Below are 19459 nucleotides of genomic sequence, written 5' to 3' on the forward strand. Positions count from 1 at the left end.
CGACCACCGACGCGACCACCTCGCGTAGCGAACCGGTGCGACGATGCACGTCACGCTGCCGCTGATAGCTCGCGCCCTGGGCGATGATGCGCTCGACGCCGGCCAGCTCGTCGACGCAATCGAGTTCGCGCGCAATCGGTTCGAGACGTTCGAGCAGAGCGGTGAGGTCCTCGGTCACGAGTTTCTCGGTGCAGTCGGAGTCGAGGATGACGATGGCGTCGAGTCCGTAGCGGGCTGCCCGCCATTTGTTCTCCTGGACGAGCCAGGGCGCCATCGTCGGCAGCTTCTCGCCCGCCGAGAACCGCCGGTCCAGGTCGACGACCAGGCAGTGGATGAGTGCCACGATCGCCGACAGCTCGCCGAGGTTGGTCATGCCGTCGCACACGCGGACCTCGATGGTCCCCAGATGCGGGGAAGGCCGGATGTCCCAGCGGATCTCGTTGAGATGGTCGATGATCCCGGTCGTCTTCTGGTCTGCGACGAAAGCCTCGAACTGCTCCCAGGTCTCGAACTGGAACGGCAGCCCGGCGGTCGGGAGTTGCTGGAACATCATGGCGCGATTGCTCGCGTATCCGGTGTCCTGACCGGCCCACATCGGCGACGACGAGGACAGTGCGAGCAGGTGCGGATAGTAGTTCAGGAGCGCGTCGAGAACGGGTAACACCTTGTCGCGGTGGCTGATCCCGACGTGGACGTGCACGCCCCAGATCAGCATCTGCCGCCCCCACCACTGGGTGCGCTCGATCAGCTCCGCGTATCGGTGACCCTCGGTGAGCAGTTGGGTCGAGTACTCCGCGAACGGATGCGTACCGGCGCCGTACAGATCGACGCCGAGGTCCTCGGTCAGCCCCCGCACCACGCCGAGCGTGCCCGTGAGGTCGGCGATCGCCTCGCCCGCGGTCCGGCAGATGCCGGTCACCAACTCGACGGTGTTGCGCAGCAGCTCCTTGTGGATTCTGCCCGCGAAGTCGGGATGGTGTTCGCCGACGGCGGCGAAGAGCGCCGCCGCCGAGTTCGACAGATCGCCGGTTCCCTTGTCGGTCAGGGCGAACTCCCATTCGACCCCGAGGGTGGGGGTCGGTGACCCGTCGAACTCGATCGGTGTCATGTGCTCAGGTGGCGTCGGACGGCGCCAGAACCCCTAGCTCTCCTCTTCGATGACACCGCACGCGATGCGTGCGCCGGCGTCGCCGGTCCGCAGGGTGTCGGGGTTCGGGCCGCCCGGGTACTTGTCAGCCGGGATGTTCCCGAAGTTGTCGGGCTTCTCGTGGATCATGATCGACTTGCCGATCAGCTGCTGGATGGTCACCGCGTCGGTCGTGGTGACCGTCCGGCCGGTGTGGTCCTCGAGGATGTTGATCGAGATCAGATCTCCGCTCGAGGGATGATCGGTGTTGCCGTCCACCTGCAGATGTCCGCCCGCTGAGGTGAACGCCTGCGAGCCGCCGGCGCCCGCGTCACAGGTGCCGGTCTCGTGGATGTGCATGCCGTGGAACCCGGCCGGCAGCTCACCGGCGGTGACGCGCACGTTGATGGTGACCGGCTCGGCGGTTTCGGTGGCCGCGGTGAAGGTTGCTTGGCCCACGACCTCGCCGGAGGTGTCCTTGATCTCGGCGACGGCGATCTGGCCGCTGGGCTCGCCGTCGACGTCGTCCTCGGCGCCCGGCGGGAGCGGCGCATCGCTGACGACGGGCGGCGTCGTGCCCGGGACGTCCGTGGGTTCCTGGTCGGGGCTGCACCCGGCCAGTGTCACGCCGATCAGTCCTGCGGAGAACAACGCGGCGAGAGCGCGGGGCGCGGCGAGTGTGGAACGTCCGGACATGTCACTCCTTGGTTGGCGGACAGTGGTTTTCGGTAATTCTCGGTTCAGCTGCTTCGTGATTCAGAGGTTCGCGGCTCGGCCCGGGTCATGCGCCGCTGACCGCGGTCACCACGACCACCGGGATGCCGCCGCGGCACCGGGTGAACGAGGCCGGCCGCTCCTCGACCGCGACCTGGCCGCCGAGTGCCTCGGCGACCTCGTCGGCCTGGGCCTTGTCCGTGTCGTCCTCGTGGAAGACCGTGTTCTCGCTGAACCCGCCCGCGGTGTAGTTGCCGGGCTCCGCCATCTGGTAACCCCTGGCCTCCAGCAGATCGGTGACGTCCGAGGCGAGGCCCGCGACCTGGCCGGCGTTGATCACGCAGAGCCGCTTGTCGGTCGACGCCGCACTCGTCGACGCCGGCGTCGACGTGGGCGACGAACTCACGGTCGTCGCGGCCTCGGTCGTCGGGGCGTCGTTCCCGGCGGTCGCCGCGGAATGCCAGCCGAGGCCGATGAAGACCACGGCGACTGCGAAGAGCATCATCGCCCCCGCACGAAGCGGCAGGCGATTGGGCTCACGATCTGCATTCATCACCGACGACCTTAACGCACCGCGCGAGGGCGACCGGGTTCAGCGTCTCAGGTGATCTCGAAGCCCAGACGGCGCGCCGCACGGGCCTTCTGACGGGTCGCGCGCAGGCGCCGGAGCCGCTTGACGAGCATCGGATCGGCCGCGAGCGCCTCCGGCCGGTCGACCAGCGCGTTGAGCACCTGGTAGTACCGGGTCGCCGACAAACCGAACAGCTCTTTGATCGCTTCTTCCTTGGCGCCGGCGTACTTCCACCACTGGCGCTCGAACGCGAGGATGTCGTGTTCGCGGCGGGTCAGACCGTCCGCACCGACCTCGTGCGGATCGACCGGCCGGCCGGCCGCCCCGGCCTCTGCGTCCTGGCCGGGGGTGGTTTGATCGCCCTGTTTCTGGCTACGCGCAGCTGCGCCGTCCATCTCACTCCCTCAGATACCAGTCGACGACCTCACACCACCGCTGACGTGCACCTATTCGCGACGCGACGCGGGCGCGGACGTCTCCTCACGGAGACGAATGACAGCGGTGTGGTTCGCAGCCAATCTAACCACGGCGGGCCGGTCCGATCGCGGTGTGACTCGCCACGGCGCGCATCACGACCATTCCGTCGGACGGCGGCCACTGTTAGGCTGCCCTCACCCATCCCCGTCCGGGATGGGTCGAGGCGGGGGACAGAGATGACGACGGTCGGGATGACGACAACCGGATCCGGGGTGGCGAGGACCCGGCGAGCAGTGTTGGGAGCCATCGCGGCGCTGGCCTCCACGGCCGCCGGCGCGACCGCGGCACTCGCCGCGCCCGCTGCCGCCGCGCCCGCCGAGCGCGTCGTGGTCATCGTGCCCGGCCAGCAGCTCTACGCCGGCAACGCACAGAACGAGGAGACGTTCCGTCCGCTGGCCGAGGCGATCCGCGCCGACGGGAACACCGTGGTGTACGCGCACGCCGGGGGACGCGACGTGGCGTCCGACGCCCGGCTGATCCAGCGGACGATCGCACCTTTCGCCGGCACCGCGAAGTCGATCGGGCTCGTCACCCACAGTGCGGGCGGGCTCGGCGCCCGGCACTACCTGAAGTTCCTCGGCGGGTCCGACGTCGTCGACGAGTACGTCGCGATCGGGACCGCCCAGTACGGCTCGCCCGGCGGTTGCGCGCAGCCGCGCGACGGCGGTTACGACACCTGCATGTACGCCGACGCGGTCACCGAGCTCAACCGTGGTCCCGACGCCCCCGGCCCCACCCGGTACTCGGTGGTGCAGAGCGACGGCGAATGGACCGACGGTCGCCTCGACGGAACCGCACAGTGCCGCGCATACTCCCCCGTCCCCCTGGCGAACACCGGGTACGACCACGTCATCGAGATGCGCGACCCGACGATCATCGCCAACGTGCGGACGTCGCTGCGCGGGTCGTGCGCGGGCTCGGTGGTGACCGAGCCGGTCGACAGCTTCGACTGGCAGTCGACGCTGTTCCCCGGCATTCCCGGCCCTGCCGGTGACGCCATCCGCGACGCCGTACCCGGCGTCGTTCCTGCGCCCTGAGCAGCGCTAAGGTGATCGCCATGGCGATTCTCCCGATCTGCATCGTGGGCGAGCCGGTCCTGCACCAGCCGACCACTCCGGTCCCCCTCGACGCGGACGGCCGTCCGTCCGATGAGGTCGTCGGCCTCATCGACGACATGTACGAGACCATGGACGCCGCCCACGGTGTGGGCCTGGCCGCCAATCAGGTGGGCGTCGGGTCCCGGGTGTTCGTCTACGACTGCCCCGACGGCGACCGCTCGGCGGCCCGCCGCCGCGGCGAGGTCATCAACCCGGTCCTCGAGACCTCCGAGATCCCCGAGACCATGCCGGATCCCGACGACAACGACGAGGGATGCCTGTCGGTGCCGGGTGAGCAGTTCCCCACCGGCCGTGCCGACTGGGCCCGCGTCACCGGCACCGACCGGACCGGCGCCGAGGTCGTCATCGAGGGCCAGGGGTTCTTCGCCCGGATGCTCCAGCACGAGGTCGGCCACCTCGACGGCTTCCTCTACGTCGACGTGCTCGTGGGGCGCAACGCCCGGGCCGCGAAGAAGGCGATCAAACGCAACAAGTGGGGGGTCCCCGGTCTGACGTGGACGCCCGGCGAGGTCGCCGACCCGTTCGGGCACGACGACGACTGATCTCGCTTCCGCGTGGAGGTCTCATTGTCGGGTGCCGTCGCGGGCGACCGCGTCGTCGTTCGCTATCTGCTGGGCGATGCGACCCCCGCCGATTGGCGGGGAGATCCCGCGGCCGCCCGGTCGGACGTGACGGGCGTCCTGCTCGACGACTCCGACCCGCTGCGGATACGACGCGACGACGAGGAGTTGTCGATCCCGTTCGCGGCGATCACCTCGGTCCGTCTGTTGTCCGCGAAACCGGTGCGCAACAGCGAGATCCGCGCGCTCGAGCACGCCGTCGCCCTCGCCTGGCCCGGTGTCGAGACGGAGTGGGTCGACGGCTGGCTCCTGCGGGCCGGTCACGGATTCAGCAGACGCGCCAACTCGGCTGTGCCCCTGGCACGCCACGCACGTCCCGACGCCGCGACCCTGCGACATATCGGTGAGTGGTACGCCGACCGCGGCCTCCCTCCGCTCCTCGCCTCCCCGGATCGCCTCATCCCGTCGGGCTCCGTTCCCGGAGACCCCGGGGTCGAGGTACAGATGCTGACCGCCGACCTGCCGGGGCTCCGCGCGCGCACCGGCGAGATGCACGGACGGACAGTACAACTCGATCCGCAACCGGACACCCGCTGGTTGAGCGCATACGCCGGTGGGCGCCCGTCGCGCGGACTCGACACCGTGGCCGGCGTCGTGACCGCCGGGGACGGCCCGATGACCTTCGCGACCGTCGACGACGCAGCAGCGATCGGGCGGGGTTCGGTGACCGAGTCGCCGGACGGACACCGGTGGCTGGGGTTGACCGCGCTGTGGACCGACCCGGGCCGGCGCGGGGGCGGGCTCTCCTCCGCGGTGGTCGCGGCGCTGACGGCGTGGGGGGTCGAGCAGGGCGCCGACTCGGTCTACCTGCAGGTCGAGTCCACCAACCGGTTGGCCGGATCGTGGTATCGCCGCCTGGGTTTCGGGCTGCATCACACCTATCGCTATGTGACACCGCACGTGCCGGCCGCGTCGGAGGACATCCGATGAGGATCGCCACCTGGAACGTCAACTCGATCCGCGCCCGGTCCGAGTCCGTCGTCGCCTGGGCGGAGAGCGCCGGCGTCGACGTGCTCGCGATGCAGGAGACCAAGTGTCACGACGACGCGTTCCCGCTGATGAGTTTCCTCGCCGCCGGTTACGACGTCGCGCACGTCGGGCAAGGCGCCTACAACGGTGTCGCGATCGCCTCACGGGTCGGGCTCGACGAGGTCGAGATCTCCTTCGACGGCGTACCGACGCACCCGGTCGACGGCCAGCCGATCCGGGAGGCGCGGTCGATCTCCGCGCGCTGCAACGGTGTTCGCGTCTGGAGTCTCTATGTACCCAACGGCAGGACACCCGACGACCCGCACTACACCTACAAGCTCGCCTGGCTCGACGCGCTGCGGAATCACATCACCCTGCGGCTGGCCCACGACCCCGCCGCGGACATGATGCTCGCCGGCGACTGGAACGTCGCCCAGACCGACGACGACGTGTGGGATCGCGAGTACTTCGAGGGACGCACACACGTGACCCCACCCGAACGCGCCGCAGTGCAGGGGTTCCTGGAGGCCGGCCTCGTCGACTCGGCCCTTCCGTACGCCCCGGGGTACACCTTCTGGGACTACACCCAGCTGCGGTTCCCCCGGAACGAGGGCATGCGCATCGACTACGCGTTCTGCTCGCCCGCTCTCGACACCCGCATCATGGGCGCCGTCGTCGATCGTGCCGCGCGAAAAGCGAAGGGCGCCAGCGATCACGCCCCGGTGGTCTTCGACATCGCCGACTGACCGCGGCTGCGCAACACAACTACTCCCTCAGGTGCGAACCTCCCCATGCTCCCTGAGGTGCGAGGAGCGATAGCGACGAGCCACGAAGGGCGCGGCGAGATGCGTCGCGAGGCCCTTCGAGGCTCGCTTCGCTCGCACCTCAGGGAGCAGGGGCGCCGTCAGGCGAACGACTTCCCGACGATCCAGTAGGCCTGCGACTTCACCGACTTCTTGGGAATCCCATAATCGTTCCTGAACAATCCGGCGACCGTGCGGGTGCTCGTGGAATCGAGTGCAACCCAACCGAAGTGGTCGGCGGCGTCGAAGGCGGCGGATCGGACCGCGTCGACGAGGGCCGCGCCGTCGCGCTCACGCGGAAGCCAGTGCACCGTATCCTGCGCGCGGGCGCGCAGCGGCAGCGACCTGTCGCTCTCGTGCTGATACTCGAACCAGATCGTCGCACCCGCCCCGGAGTCGCCGAGCGAGTCCAGCAGCGAGTTGATCGCCGGTAGCGAGGCGGTGTCACCGGCGACGAGCCATCCCGCCGGCGCGGGGTCGGGGATCGCGAACTTCGAGCCCATCAGGGTCGCGCCGATGGCGTCACCCACATGTGCGTCCTGAGCCCATCGGGCGGCGGTGCCGTCGTGGATCGCGAACTCGATGTCGAAGGTGTCCGTCGCCGGGTCGGGATCGACGAGCGTGTAACCGCGCTGATGCAGCTTGCCACCGTCGGCGAACCAGAGGCGCACCCACATGGTCGGGTGGATCGCGGAACCGGTGAGGAGCCCGCCACCGTGGAAACGCAGTCGCAGATAGTGATCCGTCACCGCCTCTTTGCCGGTGAGGGTGAAGGTGAAGTCGTCACCGCCAAGGATCTTCATGACGGCGCCCTGCCAGCCGCGCCCCGTCGTGGATACTTCGCTCATGTCTGAACCTCTCTACAGTGCCTCCCCGGCCCGGGGTCCGGGCCGGGGAGACACTGTCATTCTCGTGACCGTCGGCATGACACGACGCACCACGGAAAACCGGACCTACTGGAAGGTGCCGTTCTCGACCATCTGACGGGTCTCGAGGCGACGGATCTTGCCGGATGTGGTGCGCGGCACCGAGTCCGGCGCGACGAAGATGACCTCGGCGGGCATGATCCCGCACGCCGACGCGACCTCGGAGTTGACCTCTGCACGCGCCTGGTCGGGATCGGACCCCTTGTACTCGGCGAGGATCACCAGGCCCGGCCGGGCCGAACCCTCCCCCCGCGCCATGGCGACGACGCCGCCGCGACGCACACCGGCGACTTCGGCGGCCGCGCGCTCGATCTCGATCGGGAACAGGTTGCGGCCCGCGACGATGATGACCTCCTTGGCCCGGCCGCAGATCACCAGCCGATCGTCGATCAGGTAACCGAGGTCGCCGGTCGAGAACCATTCGCCCGCACCGAGATCGGCGTCGCCCAGGTAGCCGCGCATCATCGACGCGCCGCGGATCTCCACGTGTCCGACGTTGCGCCCGTCGATGACCGGGACGTCGACATTCGGCTCGACGATGCGAACCTGCATGCCGCCCAGCGGCTTACCGAGGATCGCGTACCGGCGGCGAATGGGCTCGCCACCGCCGGGCGGGGTCACGGTGACCTCGTCGTAGTGCACCCCCTCGCCGACCGCGGGCATCGTCACCGCGCAGGCGGATTCGGCCATACCGTAGGCGGGTGCCGCGGCGGAACGATCGAATCCGAACGGCGCGGTCGCCTCGAGGAACTTGTCGAAGGCATCGGCGTCGATCGGCTCACCGCCGCTGATCGCGACGCGCAGGTGTGAGAGGTCGATGTCGCGCAGCAGTTTGCCGTAGCGGCCGAGGATGTCGTAGGCGAAGTTCGGCGCCGCGGTGACGGTCGTCTTGGTCTCGGTGAGCCACTGCATCCACTTGAAGGGCGCCGCCGCGAAGGCGGTGTTCGGCACGATGTAGGCGGGGATGCCGGTGGTCATCCCGGCGAGCAGGAACATCAGACCCATGTCGTGGTAGAGCGGCAGCCAGCTGAACCCGGTGTCGCGGGTGCGGTGGAGGCCGAGCCGGCTGACCAGTTCGATGGCGTTCGAGTAGACGGCCGAGGCCGTCAGGGCGACGGTCTTGGGGTCTCCGGTCGATCCGGCGGTTCCCTGGAGGACGGCGATGGTGTTGCCGTTGACGTTACGGGCGACGAAGTCGGTGGTGTCGGCGCCGAGGCCGTACTCGCCCACTCGCGCGATGTGCAGCCGTCCCTCGACCTTCGACAGCAGGTCGAGCTGGGCTCCGCTGCCGAGGACGGTGCCGACGCCGATCGACACGTACCGGTGGTAGGTGTTCTGCGCCCATCGCTCCTCGTCGGCCCCCCGGATGGGGCCCGGCAGGATGGTGACCGGAACACCGGCGAGCCACGCGCCCTGGATGGCGGCGATCAGGTCCACCGTGGGGTCCCCGATGAGGCCGAGCGCCTGCGGCTCGTGCAGTTCGCTGTCGGCCAGCAACTGGACCGCGATCTGCTCCGCGCGGGCATGGACCTCGCGCCACGGCGCCGTCATCCACTCGCCGGTGTCGGAGTCCAGGACGGACAGACTCGTATCCCCCGCCAGCATCGCCTCACGAACGGTGGCCGCCAACGCATTGGTCGAGCCCGCTTCCTCCAGGATCACGCTGTTCTGCGACATTCTCGTTTCCCGTTCTCGCCAGCACCTGGCGTCGGTCGTCTGATCGTCTTCCGGTCGTGTGAGCGACCGAGTGGTCATACCGCGGGTCGTCCCCGACCGCTGGTCTCGGCGAACACAACTGCTCGCACCATTTGGGTAGGGTAGCCTAATCTTTCTCGGACACAAGACCCCGAGTCTGTCATCGCGACTACGTGATCCGCGTCATCCGATGAGACCAATACGTGAAACTTAGGCTAACCTAATTCGCGTCGGCTCGCGGGGCCCTCGCCGACATTGCCCAGAGATTGGGCGGAGCGGTTAGTTAGTATAACCTACCCTAAGTGCGGGTTCCCCGGACTGAGTAAACATCTCACCGAACTGCGAGAGGCACGCCGGCTGATGGCCACGAATTCCCAGACCACGGATCTTGTCACCGCGGCCGACATCGTCGCCGAGGTGTCCGAGGCCCTCGGCCTGACGCCCGAGTCGATAGACCCGGAGCAGGACCTCATCGCCCAGGGACTCGACTCGCTGCGGATGATGCGACTGGCCGGCACCTGGCGCAAACGCGGCCTCGACGTCGACTTCGCCCGCCTCGCCGCACAACCCACGGTCACGGCCTGGGCGGCACTTCTGCGCTCCTCGGCCGGTCGGCCGAGCGACGCGAACCCGGCCGGTGCCGGCGCGGCCGCCGCCGCGACTTCGGACATCCGCGACCAGGTGGCCACGGCGCTCGGCGTGACCCCCGAGTCGATCGACCCCGAGCAGGACCTCATCGCACAGGGACTCGACTCGCTGCGGATGATGCGACTGGCCGGCACCTGGCGCAAACGCGGCCTCGACGTCGACTTCGCCCGCCTCGCCGCGCAACCGACCATCACCGCGTGGGCGGCGTTGCTGGGCGGCACGCCCGCGCCGACCACCGACGACCTCGCACCTTCGTCATCGGAACCGACCGAAGGACCGTTCCCCCTCGCTCCGATGCAGCACGCCTACTGGATCGGCAGGTCGGACAGCCACGCGTTCGGCAATGTCGCCGCTCACCTCTACATCGAGTTCGACGGTTCCGACGTCGACCGCGACCGCTTCACCTCGGCGATGGCCGCGCTGCTGGAACGCCACCCGATGCTGCGCGTCCGAGTGCTTCCCGACGGCACCCAGGAGATCGGCCCGGCACACCCCGAAGCCATTGCGGTGCACGACCTTCGGGAACACTCACCGGAGACGGTCGAGCAGGTCCTGGCGGCCCGCCGCGCGGACGGCACCCACCGCGCCCTGCCGGTCGACGAGGGAGCGGTGATCCGCGCCGAACTGAGTCTGCTGCCGGGGAACTCGACCCGTGTCCATCTCGACGTCGACATGATCGCCGCCGACGCGATGAGCTACCGCGTCCTCGTCGACGACTTCGCTCGCCTGTACCGCGGCGAGTCCCTGCCGGAACTCGGCGTCACCTTCGCGACGATCACCGCGGATCGCACGTCGCGGGAGATCCGCGACGACGACGTGACCTGGTGGCGCGAAAGGATTCCCACACTCCCCGGCCCGCCCGAACTCCCGCTCGACGAACGTGCGATGCGCGGCGATGTCGAACCGCACAGCGTCCGCCTCCACCATTCGGTGTCCGCGTCGGACTGGAAGCGACTCGAGGAGCACGCGCACCGGCGCGGCGTCACCCCCGCGGCCGCGGTGGCCGCAGTCTTCGCCGAAGCCGTCGGAACACATTCGGCCACACCGCGATTCCTGCTCACGGTACCGTTGTTCGATCGTCCACAGGTCCATCCGGACGTCGAGAGGGTGGTGGGCGACTTCACGTCGTCGATCCTCGTGGGCGTCGACCTGAGCGAGCCGGCGACGCTCGCCGAACGTGCGCGATCGATGCGGGCATCGATGCACGAGGCCGCCGCGCACGGTTCGATGAACGGACTGGACGTGCTTCGCGAACTGAGTCGCCACCGCGGCGAACCGGTGGTCTCGCCGATCGTGTTCACCAGCGCGCTGGGACTGGGAGACCTCTTCTCGCAACAGGCAACCGACGTGCTGGGTGATCCGTCGTGGATCGTCTCGCAGGGCCCTCAGGTACTGCTCGACGCACAGGTGACCGAGGTGGCCGGCGGACTGCTCCTCAACTGGGACGTCCGTGCCTCCGACCTCGAACTCACCACCGCACGTTCGATGTTCGACCACTATGTCCGTCTGCTCGGGCTCCTCGTCGACGGTGAGTGGGATGTGCCCGCGCCGGCTCCGATCACGGCCGAGGTTCGAGCACAGCGTCTTTCGGTGGAGAGTCCGCTCCCGGCCACCGACACCTTCGACGGCACCCTGCACGGAACCTTCTTCGCCCGCGCCGCCGAGCGTGCCGGGGCACCGGCAGTCGTGTCCGACGCACGCATCTGGACCCACGCCGAATTGGCCGACAAGGCCCGCCGAGTCGCCGGAGCCCTGGTCGCAGCCGGGGTCACACCGGGTGACACGGTCGTCGTGCACCTCCCCAAGGGCGGCGACCAGGTCGTCGCCGCACTCGGAGTGCTCGCCGCCGGCGCGGCCTACGTCCCGATCGCCCCCACCCAGCCCCGGGCGCGCCGCGAGCGCATCGTCGACGTCGCCACCCCGGCCGCAATTCTCACCTCCGAACCCGCCGCCTGGACCTCTGCCGAAGCCACCGTGCTCGAGGTGAACGACGCCCGACGCACCGATCCGGTCGACCCGGTCGCGATCGGCGGCGACGCCCTCGCCTACGTCCTGTTCACCTCGGGCTCCACCGGATTGCCCAAGGGCGTCCAGGTTCCGCACCGGGCCGCGGTCGCCACGATCACCGACCTCGTCGACCGGTATGCGATCGGAGCCGACGATCGCAGCCTGCAGGTGTCCTCGCTGGAGTTCGACCTCTCGGTCTTCGACATCTTCGGCCTCCTCGCCGTCGGCGGCGCCGTCGTCGTGCCCGGCGACGACGAGCAGACCAAGGTCGACGACTGGGCGCGGCTGCTCACCCAGCACTCGGTGAGCGTGCTCAACTGCGTGCCGTCGATCCTCGGCATGCTCCTCGATCTCAACCCCCTGCCCGCGTCGCTACGGATGATCATCATGGGCGGCGACAAGGTCGACGTGTCGCTGCTCGAGCGTGTCGGGGCACAGCTGCCCGATTGTCGCGTGGCCGGCCTCGGCGGGACCACCGAGACGGCGATCCATTCCACCATCTGCGAAGCGGATGCCGTCCCGGCCGGAATGGCGTTCGTGCCGTACGGGATTCCGCTCCGCGGCGTCCGCTGCCGGGTCGTCGACGACGCCGGCCGCGACCGTCCCGACCTCGTGCCAGGTGAACTGTGGATCGGCGGAGCCGGCGTCGCCGACGGTTACCGCGGCGACCCGGAGCGCACCGCTGATCGTTTCGTCGAGCACGAGGGACAGCGTTGGTACCGCACCGGCGATCTCGCGCGCTACCTTCCGGGTGGCTTCCTCGACTTCCTGGGCCGCGCCGACCACATGGTGAAGATCCGCGGGTACCGCGTCGAACTCGGTGAGGTCGAGGCCGGGTTGCTGGGTCTGACCGGGGTGGGCTCGGCCGTCGCCTGGTCCGACGGTCGCGACCTGCGTGCCGCGGTGGTACTCACCGACGGATCGACCGAGGACGACGCCGACCTGCGCGCCCGGTTGTCGGAAGCCCTTCCACCGCACATGGTCCCGCGGTCCATCACGGTCCTGGACCGGTTCCCGCTGACGCCGAACGGCAAGCATGACCGCAAGGCCATCGCCGCCGGCGTCCGGTCCGACGACGACGCCGTCGAGGCGGTCGCGCCGCGCGGCCCGGTCGAAGAGGCCCTCACCCTGATCTTCGGCGAGGTCCTGCCGACCCCGCCCGGGAACGTCACCGAGGACTTCATCTCCCTAGGCGGCGATTCCGTCCAGGCCACCCGGGTGGTCGCACTGACGCGCCAGTGGCTCGACGCACCCGGCCTCTCGGTCGCCGACATCTTCTCCCGGCGGACGATCGCGGGGCTCGCCGGACGGCTCACCGAACTCGGCGGGGAACGCGCTGAGTTCGTGGCACAGACCTTCCTCGACGTCCTGCAACTCACCGACGAACAGGTGGAGGCCGAGATCGCGCGCGGCTGACCGCATCCGGCACCTTCTCCGGCACACCAACCGACCACCTCCAGAGCAAAGGCATCATGACCATTTCCTCCGCCCCGACCTACGACCTGGCCTCGGTCGACCTCGACGACGTATCGCACGCCGCGACGGTCCACGGATGGCTCACCCATCCCAAGGCCAAGTACTGGGACATGCTCGACAGCTCGGTTGCCGACGTGGAGAAGATGATTCGCGAGTCGGCCGAGGCCACCGCCGGCACGCCCCACGGAATGCGCCTGGGCTACCACGACGGGCGCCCGCAGTTCCTGTTTGAGCTCTACGACCCGGCCACCAGCGAACTCGCCGATCCCGCCAGCGGTTACGTACCCGCCGACGGTGACATCGGCATGCACCTGCTGGTCGCCCACGCCGAACAGTCGCTGCCGGGCTTCACCGGCGCGGTGATGTTGCACATCATGCGGACCGCGATCCTGGAGGTCGGCGCCGCGCGCGTCGTCGTCGAGCCCGACGTCCGCAACAAGGCCGTGCACCGCCTCAACGCGAGTGTCGGCTTCCGCGTCGACGGCGACTACCCCGTCGGGAACAAGACCGCGCACCTGAGCTACTGCACCCGAGCCGACTTCCTCGAGGTGACCGACAACGGCAAGTCCGTCGGACCCGTCGAGGTCACGGACCTGGGGGCGTAGATCGTTGACTCTCCAGGACATCGGGACCACTCCGGGATTCGCGACGCGCACGGCCGGGGGGTCGGGTGCGCGAAGCCATCGCCAGACGTATCACACCAGGATCGCGAAGAAGATCCTCGCCGAGTTCTCCCACGAGCGGGCACTCGCCCCGGTGGCGAGTGGCGACGGGTACGTCGTCTCCTCCGCCGACGGCCGCACCGACTACTACTTCCGCGCCGACCGACTCGCCCTGGACAGCTGGGCGATCGACGAGTCGACGCTGCGTCGTGTGCGCGACGGCGCCGAACTCCCAGTCGACGCGGTGGCGATGATCGTCGACCTCGCCCCGTTCCTGGGGATCGGTCCCCAGGCGCTGCCGGAGTACCTCGAGGAGTTCATCAACACCCTGACGATCAGCGCCGACCGTCCGGACGAACGACGCATCCCGGCAACGGATCTCGCTCACGCCGACTTCCAGACCATCGAGGCGACGATGACGGAGGGGCACCCGTGCATCGTCGCCAACGCCGGCCGTCTTGGTTTCAGCGCGGACGACATCGAGCGCTACGCCCCCGAGGTGGGCAACCACTTCAGGCTCGTCTGGCTCGCCGTCCGTCGCGAGGACTGTGACGTCGCCACGGTCAGCGACGTCGACTACGGCGCGCTGCTCCTCGACGAGCTCGGACCCGAGACGCTGTCCGACTTCGGGGACGCCCTGCGCGAAGTCGGTTGCGACCCGGCCGATTACCGGTACCTCCCGGTGCATCCCTGGCAGTGGGTCGAGAAAGTACGCAAGCTCTACTCCGCCGACATCGCCGACCAGCGCATCGTCGAGGTCGGCACGAGCCCCGACCTCTATCAGGCACAGCAGTCGATCCGCACGGTGTTCAACGCGACCACCCCGACCCGCAACTACGTCAAGGTCGCACTGTCGATCGTGAACATGGGTTTCACACGCGGGATGTCGGCCGACTACATGCGGACGACGCCGCTGATCAACAACTGGGTCCGTGGACTCGTCGCCGACGACCAGTACCTCGCGGCGATCGGCTTCGAGATGATCTTCGAGGTCGCGGCGATCGGTTACCGCAGCCCGACGTTCACGCCGATCACGCAGCCGGGGTCGGAGTACCGCAAGATCCTGTCCGCGCTGTGGCGACAGAGCCCGGTGCCGCTGGCAGCCGCCGACGAGCAACTGTCGACCATGGCCGCGCTGCTTCACATCGACCACCTGGGGGAGCCACTGGTCGGCGCGTTCATCGACCGTTCGGGTGTCCCCGCGACCGAGTGGATCCGTCGCTACCTGCGCACCTATCTACATCCCATCGCCTACCTGCTCTACCGATACGAGCTGAAGTTCTCGCCGCACGGGGAGAACCTCATCCTCGTTCTCGCCGAGGGCATCCCGGTGCGAGCGATCCTCAAGGACATCGGCGAGGAGGTCTCGGTGTTCGGCGAGGCGGACGGACTCCCGGAGAGCTGCGCCCGCGTCCGGACCACCGGACCGGACGAGATCCGCAACCTGGGTGTGCTGTCGGACGTCTTCGACGACTTCCTGCGTCCACTCGCCGAGATCCTGCACACGCACGGCATCATCGGCGACGACGAGTTCTGGTCGCTGGTGGCCGAGAGCCTGCGTGAGTTCGTCGCGGCCCACCCCGATCTGGAAGACAGGTTCGCTCGCTGGGATCTGTTCGCACCGGAGTTCGGGGCGGTGCACATGAACGGGCTGCAACTGCGCAACAACAAGCGCATGGTCGACATCGAGGACTCCTACGCATCGCTGATCGACGCGGGTCACCGGCTCGTCAATCCGATTGCGCCGCCGAGGGACCGGTGAGGGAGATGACCACCACCCGCACCCACGCACCCGACGACGCGGAGATCCTGCGTGATGGCCACGGCATCCCGCACGTCCTCGCCTCGACGCCGCGCGGCGCACTGTACGGACAGGGCCGGGCATGCGGCGAGGACCGGCGCTGGCAGATCGAGTTCATGCGGCTGCGCGCCGAGGGACGTACCGCCGAGGTCTTCGGGGCCGGCTGCGTCGAATGGGACACCTTCGCCCGCCGCGCCCAGCTCGACGTGGCGGCGAAACGCATCTTCGACGCATCGTCCACCCGGACCCGCGAGCTCGTCACCGCCTACGCCGACGGCGTGAACAGCACCCTCGGCGACCTCCAGAAGTACTCTGCTGCATTGGAACTCGAGGCGTTGGCGCATCGCCCGCTGCCGTGGCGGCCGTGGACGCCGATCTCGGTGTTCATCATGCACCACGTGCTCTTCGGGCGGTTCACCACCAAACTCTTCCGCCTGCACGCCTGCCTCACGCTCGGTCTGGATGCGCTGCGGTTCTGGGACTTCGAGACGCGGGAGACCGACCCCACGGTGCCCGCGATGCCCGATGAGGCGTTCCTGGAGGAGATCCTCGCGATCACCCGCCCGGCGTCGCCCGAGCAACCCGCCCCGGCGGTGGACCTCGGCGATCCGATGTCGGGCAGCAACGCCTGGGGTGTGTCCGCCGAGCGGAGCTCGACCGGTGCACCCATCGTCGCCGGCGACCCGCATCGATTCCTCGAACTGCCGGGCATCTATCAGCAGTTCCACCTCGCCTCGACCGGTCCGCACGAAGCATTCGACATGGCCGGGTTCGCCTTTGCCGGCGTCCCGGGAGTCCCGCACTTCTGTCAGGGCGACGACATCGCCTGGGGCACGACGAATGCCATGGGTGACTATCAGGATCTGTACCTCGAGCGATTGACGCGCGACGAGGCCGGCACGCTCCTGGTCGAGGTACCGGGCGGCGGGCGGGTGCCGGCCGGGGTGAGCACCGAGACGATCCTCGTCCGGGATGCCGAACCCGTTGCCGTGCAGCTCCTCACCACCCCGAACGGTGCCGTCGTCTTCGGCGGCCCCGACGAGTCGTTCGCGATGAGCATCCGGTCCCCGCTGCTCACCGAAGAGGTCACCTTCGACGCGCCGATCGACCTCCTCTTCGCGCACACCGTCGCCGATGTCGAAGCAGCCCTGACGAAGTGGGTCGAGCCGGTCAACCGCGCGGTCGTCGCCCACGCCGACGGCACCGTCGCCACCCACGTGGCCGGCCGGGTGCCGGTCCGCGCGCCCGAGAACTACTGGTTGCCGGTCCCGGGCTGGGACGAGCGCTACCAGTGGCGCGGATACGAGACGGGTTCGCTCCGTGACCCCGCCTTCGACGCGACCCTCCGCTCCCTGAGGAACCCGGAGCTCGCGGAGGCCACCCCCCGCTCCCTGAGGAGCCCGGAGCTTGCGGAGGGCGTCTCGAAGGGTCCCGCCTTCACCGTCACCGCCAACCAGCGGATGTCCGATGTGCCTGCGTTGCAGCCGCTCACGAGTGAGTGCGTCGAACCGTTCCGTGCCGACCGGATCACCGCGCGGCTCGACGGTCTCAATTCGGTGAGTCCGGCGGATTGCGCCGAGATCCACACCGATGTCAGGCTCGAGCAGGCGTCCGTCGTCCAGGAGTTGCTGTCACGCGTACGCGGCGCCGACGCCGAAGCCGAGGGCATCCGGGAGCGCCTAGTGGCGTGGGACCGGTCGATGACCGCCGACAGCACCGACGCGTACCTCTATGCCGAGTTCCGTACCCAGTTGGTCCTCGGGGTCGCGAGTACCGACGTGCTCGCGCCGCTGCGCGGGCCGCACGGGTTCCCGGCGGTGTTCCAGCCGTGGTTCGTGCCCGAGCCCCGTCTCGCGACCGCGCTGACCTCCGTCGTCGCCAACACGGCGGGGATCGGCATCGACATCGAGGCCGTGGCGGTCGCCGCCCTCGATGCCGTGGTGGCCCGGATCGGGACCTTCGGTTCGACGCCCACGTGGGGCAGCGTCCATCGCCTGGCACCGATCCACGGATTCGACCTGGTCGGCGCGTCGCCGCAGCACCCGGATCTGTTCGCCAACCTTCGTCCGACTCCCCTGCCCCTGGCGGGGGACGCCGAGTGCGTCTTCGCCAACGCCGCGGCGGTCGGCACCCACCTGTGCATCACGGGTGCCGCCGCACGCTACGTGTGGGACCTCGCCGACCGCGGGGCGAGCCGCTGGATCGTCCCGCTGGGCGTGAGCGGTGATCCCCGTTCCGATCACTTCCAGGACCAGGCGCCGCGGTGGGCGGCGGGCGAGCTGATCGAGGTCGTCCGCGATTGGGATGTGTTGCGTGGCACGACCGCAGCAGCGTCGACGCCGTCCACCGCCACATCGACCGAGAGGGAGCCATGCCCGCGTTGACCGAAGCGCGACTGACGCTCTTGCGTCGTCGAATCGCGCAGACCGGCGAACCCGCCCGCACGGCCGCAGCTGACGAACCAAGGACCTCCGTGCCGTTCGGCGAGTTCGGCACTGCCGAACGGCGGATGTGGCGGATCTACGACCTGGATCCGGAATCGGTGTCGCACAACATCGGACTCGTCCTGCAGTTCGGCGGGACGCGAACGCTCCGATCGGTCGTCGACTCCGCCGAACTACTCGTCGAGCGCTTCGGGGTCCTGAGATCGGTGGTCGAGGTCGACAACGAGGGCACGCCGCGTCGCCGCGTCGTGTCGCACGCGGGATCGTGGGACGCATCGGGCACGGTGTGGACCTGGGGCCTGCCGGACGCGGAGGCAACCGGACCCGTCGACGATGCCGACGCGATCGCGACCTCGCTGACCCGCACGCCATTCGATCTGACGTCGGATGTGCCGCTCCGGCTTCGGGTCTCGGGTTCGGACGGCGACGTCACGATGATCCTCGTCGTCCACCATCTCGCCGTCGACGACACCTCATGGCCGCTGCTGCTGGGCACCCTGGTCTCGGGTTCGTGGCCCGGGGACGTCACCGCCGACTCCCGCCCGGTCACACCCGATTCCGCGGCCGTCGCGGCGGCCGCCGACGACGCGGTGCGCCACGCCCTCACGACCTGGGCCGCCGAGGACGTCCGCTATCCGCTCAGCGGCGAGTTGCCCACCGAGAGTGCCGCCGACAGTTGGCTCTCGCCGATGGACGACCGCGACGGCATCAAGGTCGCCGCCCCGGTTGCGGCCGACTCGCTGGCCGCTTTCGGCCGAGTCGCCCAGACCGTCGGGGCCACCCCGAACGCGTTGCTGATCGGCGTGTGTTCGCTGGCCGCGTATGCCCTGACCGGCGCCGCCGATCACGTCCTGGTGGTGCCGGCCGACAACCGTCGTCGGACGCAGTCACCCCAGAACGTCGGATACTGCGGCAACATCATCCCGATGCGGTTCCGCATCGACCCCGACGCCACCGTCGAGCAGGCTCTCCGGGACGCGGGCGCAGTCATCTACCGATCGATGGAACACTCCGGCACCGACTTCGGGCCGATCCTCACCGCGTTGCGACAGCAAGGCGGCCGTTTTCCCGTCATCGAGATCATGGCGTCGGTCCGGCCCGCACCGCTGCGCGGGATCCCGCAACCCGCCGACGCCCCGGTCACCTGCCGGTCGGTGTTCAACGGGATCGCCAACTACCCGCTCTCGATCGCCTTCGAGGCCGACGACGAGAGCACCCGCGTCGAGGTCGACCACCAACCGGGGATCGTCCCCGACACGGTGGCCGACCGCGCCACCGCAGTACTCACCGCACTCGTCGATCTGATTCCGACGTCGTTGCACCAGAACGTCTCCGCACTCGTCGAAACCCTCGCCGAGAGCGCACCACAGAAGGGCAGCGCCGGATGACCGGCCTGCCACCG

The 19459-nt window shown here is 69.1% G+C and carries 15 protein-coding genes; 9 read left to right on the forward strand and 6 right to left on the reverse strand.

Annotation, left to right across the window (positions count from 1 at the left end):
* The 4 genes from A9310_RS09985 to A9310_RS10000 all read right to left on the reverse strand — a co-directional run.
* Positions 1–1108 (reverse strand): glutamate--cysteine ligase (locus A9310_RS09985; RefSeq protein ID WP_065630468.1); only part of this gene is annotated, 1108 nt, incomplete at its 3' end.
* Positions 1109–1141: 33 nt separating this feature from the next.
* On the reverse strand, positions 1142–1822 hold the full coding sequence (locus A9310_RS09990) for a superoxide dismutase family protein (protein WP_065630469.1): 681 nt from the start codon (positions 1820–1822) through the stop codon (positions 1142–1144).
* 85 nt (positions 1823–1907) lie between these two features.
* Positions 1908–2393 (reverse strand): LytR C-terminal domain-containing protein, encoded by a 486-nt coding sequence (locus A9310_RS09995; protein WP_065630470.1) that lies wholly within the window; start codon positions 2391–2393, stop codon positions 1908–1910.
* A 47-nt stretch (positions 2394–2440) separates the two neighbouring features.
* Entirely contained in the window at positions 2441–2806 is a 366-nt protein-coding gene (locus A9310_RS10000; RefSeq protein WP_065630471.1) for a DUF3263 domain-containing protein, read from the reverse strand.
* A 273-nt stretch (positions 2807–3079) separates the two neighbouring features.
* Here A9310_RS10000 and A9310_RS10005 point away from each other — a divergent pair, with 273 nt between their 5' ends.
* The 4 genes from A9310_RS10005 to A9310_RS10020 are packed head-to-tail and all read left to right on the forward strand — an operon-like array spanning position 3080 to position 6341.
* Positions 3080–3925 carry a triacylglycerol lipase gene (locus A9310_RS10005; RefSeq protein ID WP_065630536.1) on the forward strand — a complete coding sequence of 282 codons (846 nt, stop codon included), beginning with the start codon at positions 3080–3082 and terminating at the stop codon, positions 3923–3925.
* A gap of 20 nt (positions 3926–3945) precedes the next feature.
* Positions 3946–4548, forward strand: coding sequence for a peptide deformylase (locus tag A9310_RS10010; RefSeq protein ID WP_065630537.1), 603 nt, complete (start codon positions 3946–3948; stop codon positions 4546–4548).
* Positions 4549–4572: 24 nt separating this feature from the next.
* Positions 4573–5556, forward strand: coding sequence for a GNAT family N-acetyltransferase (locus A9310_RS10015; protein WP_254661217.1), 984 nt, complete (start codon positions 4573–4575; stop codon positions 5554–5556).
* Positions 5553–6341 (forward strand): exodeoxyribonuclease III, encoded by a 789-nt coding sequence (locus tag A9310_RS10020; RefSeq protein WP_065630473.1) that lies wholly within the window; start codon positions 5553–5555, stop codon positions 6339–6341. Before A9310_RS10015 ends, A9310_RS10020 begins: the two co-directional genes overlap by 4 nt.
* A gap of 158 nt (positions 6342–6499) precedes the next feature.
* Here the strand turns inward: A9310_RS10020 and A9310_RS10025 are convergent, their stop codons facing one another.
* Positions 6500–7246, reverse strand: coding sequence for a siderophore-interacting protein (locus tag A9310_RS10025; RefSeq protein WP_065630474.1), 747 nt, complete (start codon positions 7244–7246; stop codon positions 6500–6502).
* Positions 7247–7351: 105 nt separating this feature from the next.
* A complete protein-coding gene (mbtM, locus tag A9310_RS10030) occupies positions 7352–9001 on the reverse strand; it encodes a long-chain-fatty acid--ACP ligase MbtM (RefSeq protein WP_065630475.1) in 1650 nt (549 codons plus the stop codon).
* A 378-nt stretch (positions 9002–9379) separates the two neighbouring features.
* Here mbtM and A9310_RS10035 point away from each other — a divergent pair, with 378 nt between their 5' ends.
* Genes A9310_RS10035 through A9310_RS10055 form a run of 5 tightly spaced genes read left to right on the forward strand, consistent with a single transcriptional unit; the run spans position 9380 to position 19445 of the window.
* Entirely contained in the window at positions 9380–13090 is a 3711-nt protein-coding gene (locus tag A9310_RS10035; protein WP_065630476.1) for a non-ribosomal peptide synthetase, read from the forward strand.
* Between the two features lie 56 nt (positions 13091–13146).
* Positions 13147–13755, forward strand: a complete 609-nt coding sequence (locus A9310_RS10040) for a GNAT family N-acetyltransferase (protein WP_065630477.1) — start codon at positions 13147–13149, stop codon at positions 13753–13755.
* A gap of 4 nt (positions 13756–13759) precedes the next feature.
* Positions 13760–15574 carry an IucA/IucC family siderophore biosynthesis protein gene (locus tag A9310_RS10045; RefSeq protein WP_065630478.1) on the forward strand — a complete coding sequence of 605 codons (1815 nt, stop codon included), beginning with the start codon at positions 13760–13762 and terminating at the stop codon, positions 15572–15574.
* Between the two features lie 5 nt (positions 15575–15579).
* Positions 15580–17997 (forward strand): penicillin acylase family protein, encoded by a 2418-nt coding sequence (locus A9310_RS10050; RefSeq protein ID WP_065630479.1) that lies wholly within the window; start codon positions 15580–15582, stop codon positions 17995–17997.
* Positions 17985–19445, forward strand: a complete 1461-nt coding sequence (locus A9310_RS10055; protein WP_065630480.1) for a condensation domain-containing protein — start codon at positions 17985–17987, stop codon at positions 19443–19445. The genes A9310_RS10050 and A9310_RS10055 overlap by 13 nt, the downstream gene beginning before the upstream one ends.
* The last annotated feature ends 14 nt before the right edge of the window (positions 19446–19459 follow it).

It is taken from the genome of Gordonia sp. UCD-TK1 (genome assembly GCF_001691435.1).
Taxonomy (GTDB): Bacteria; Actinomycetota; Actinomycetes; order Mycobacteriales; family Mycobacteriaceae; genus Gordonia; species Gordonia hongkongensis.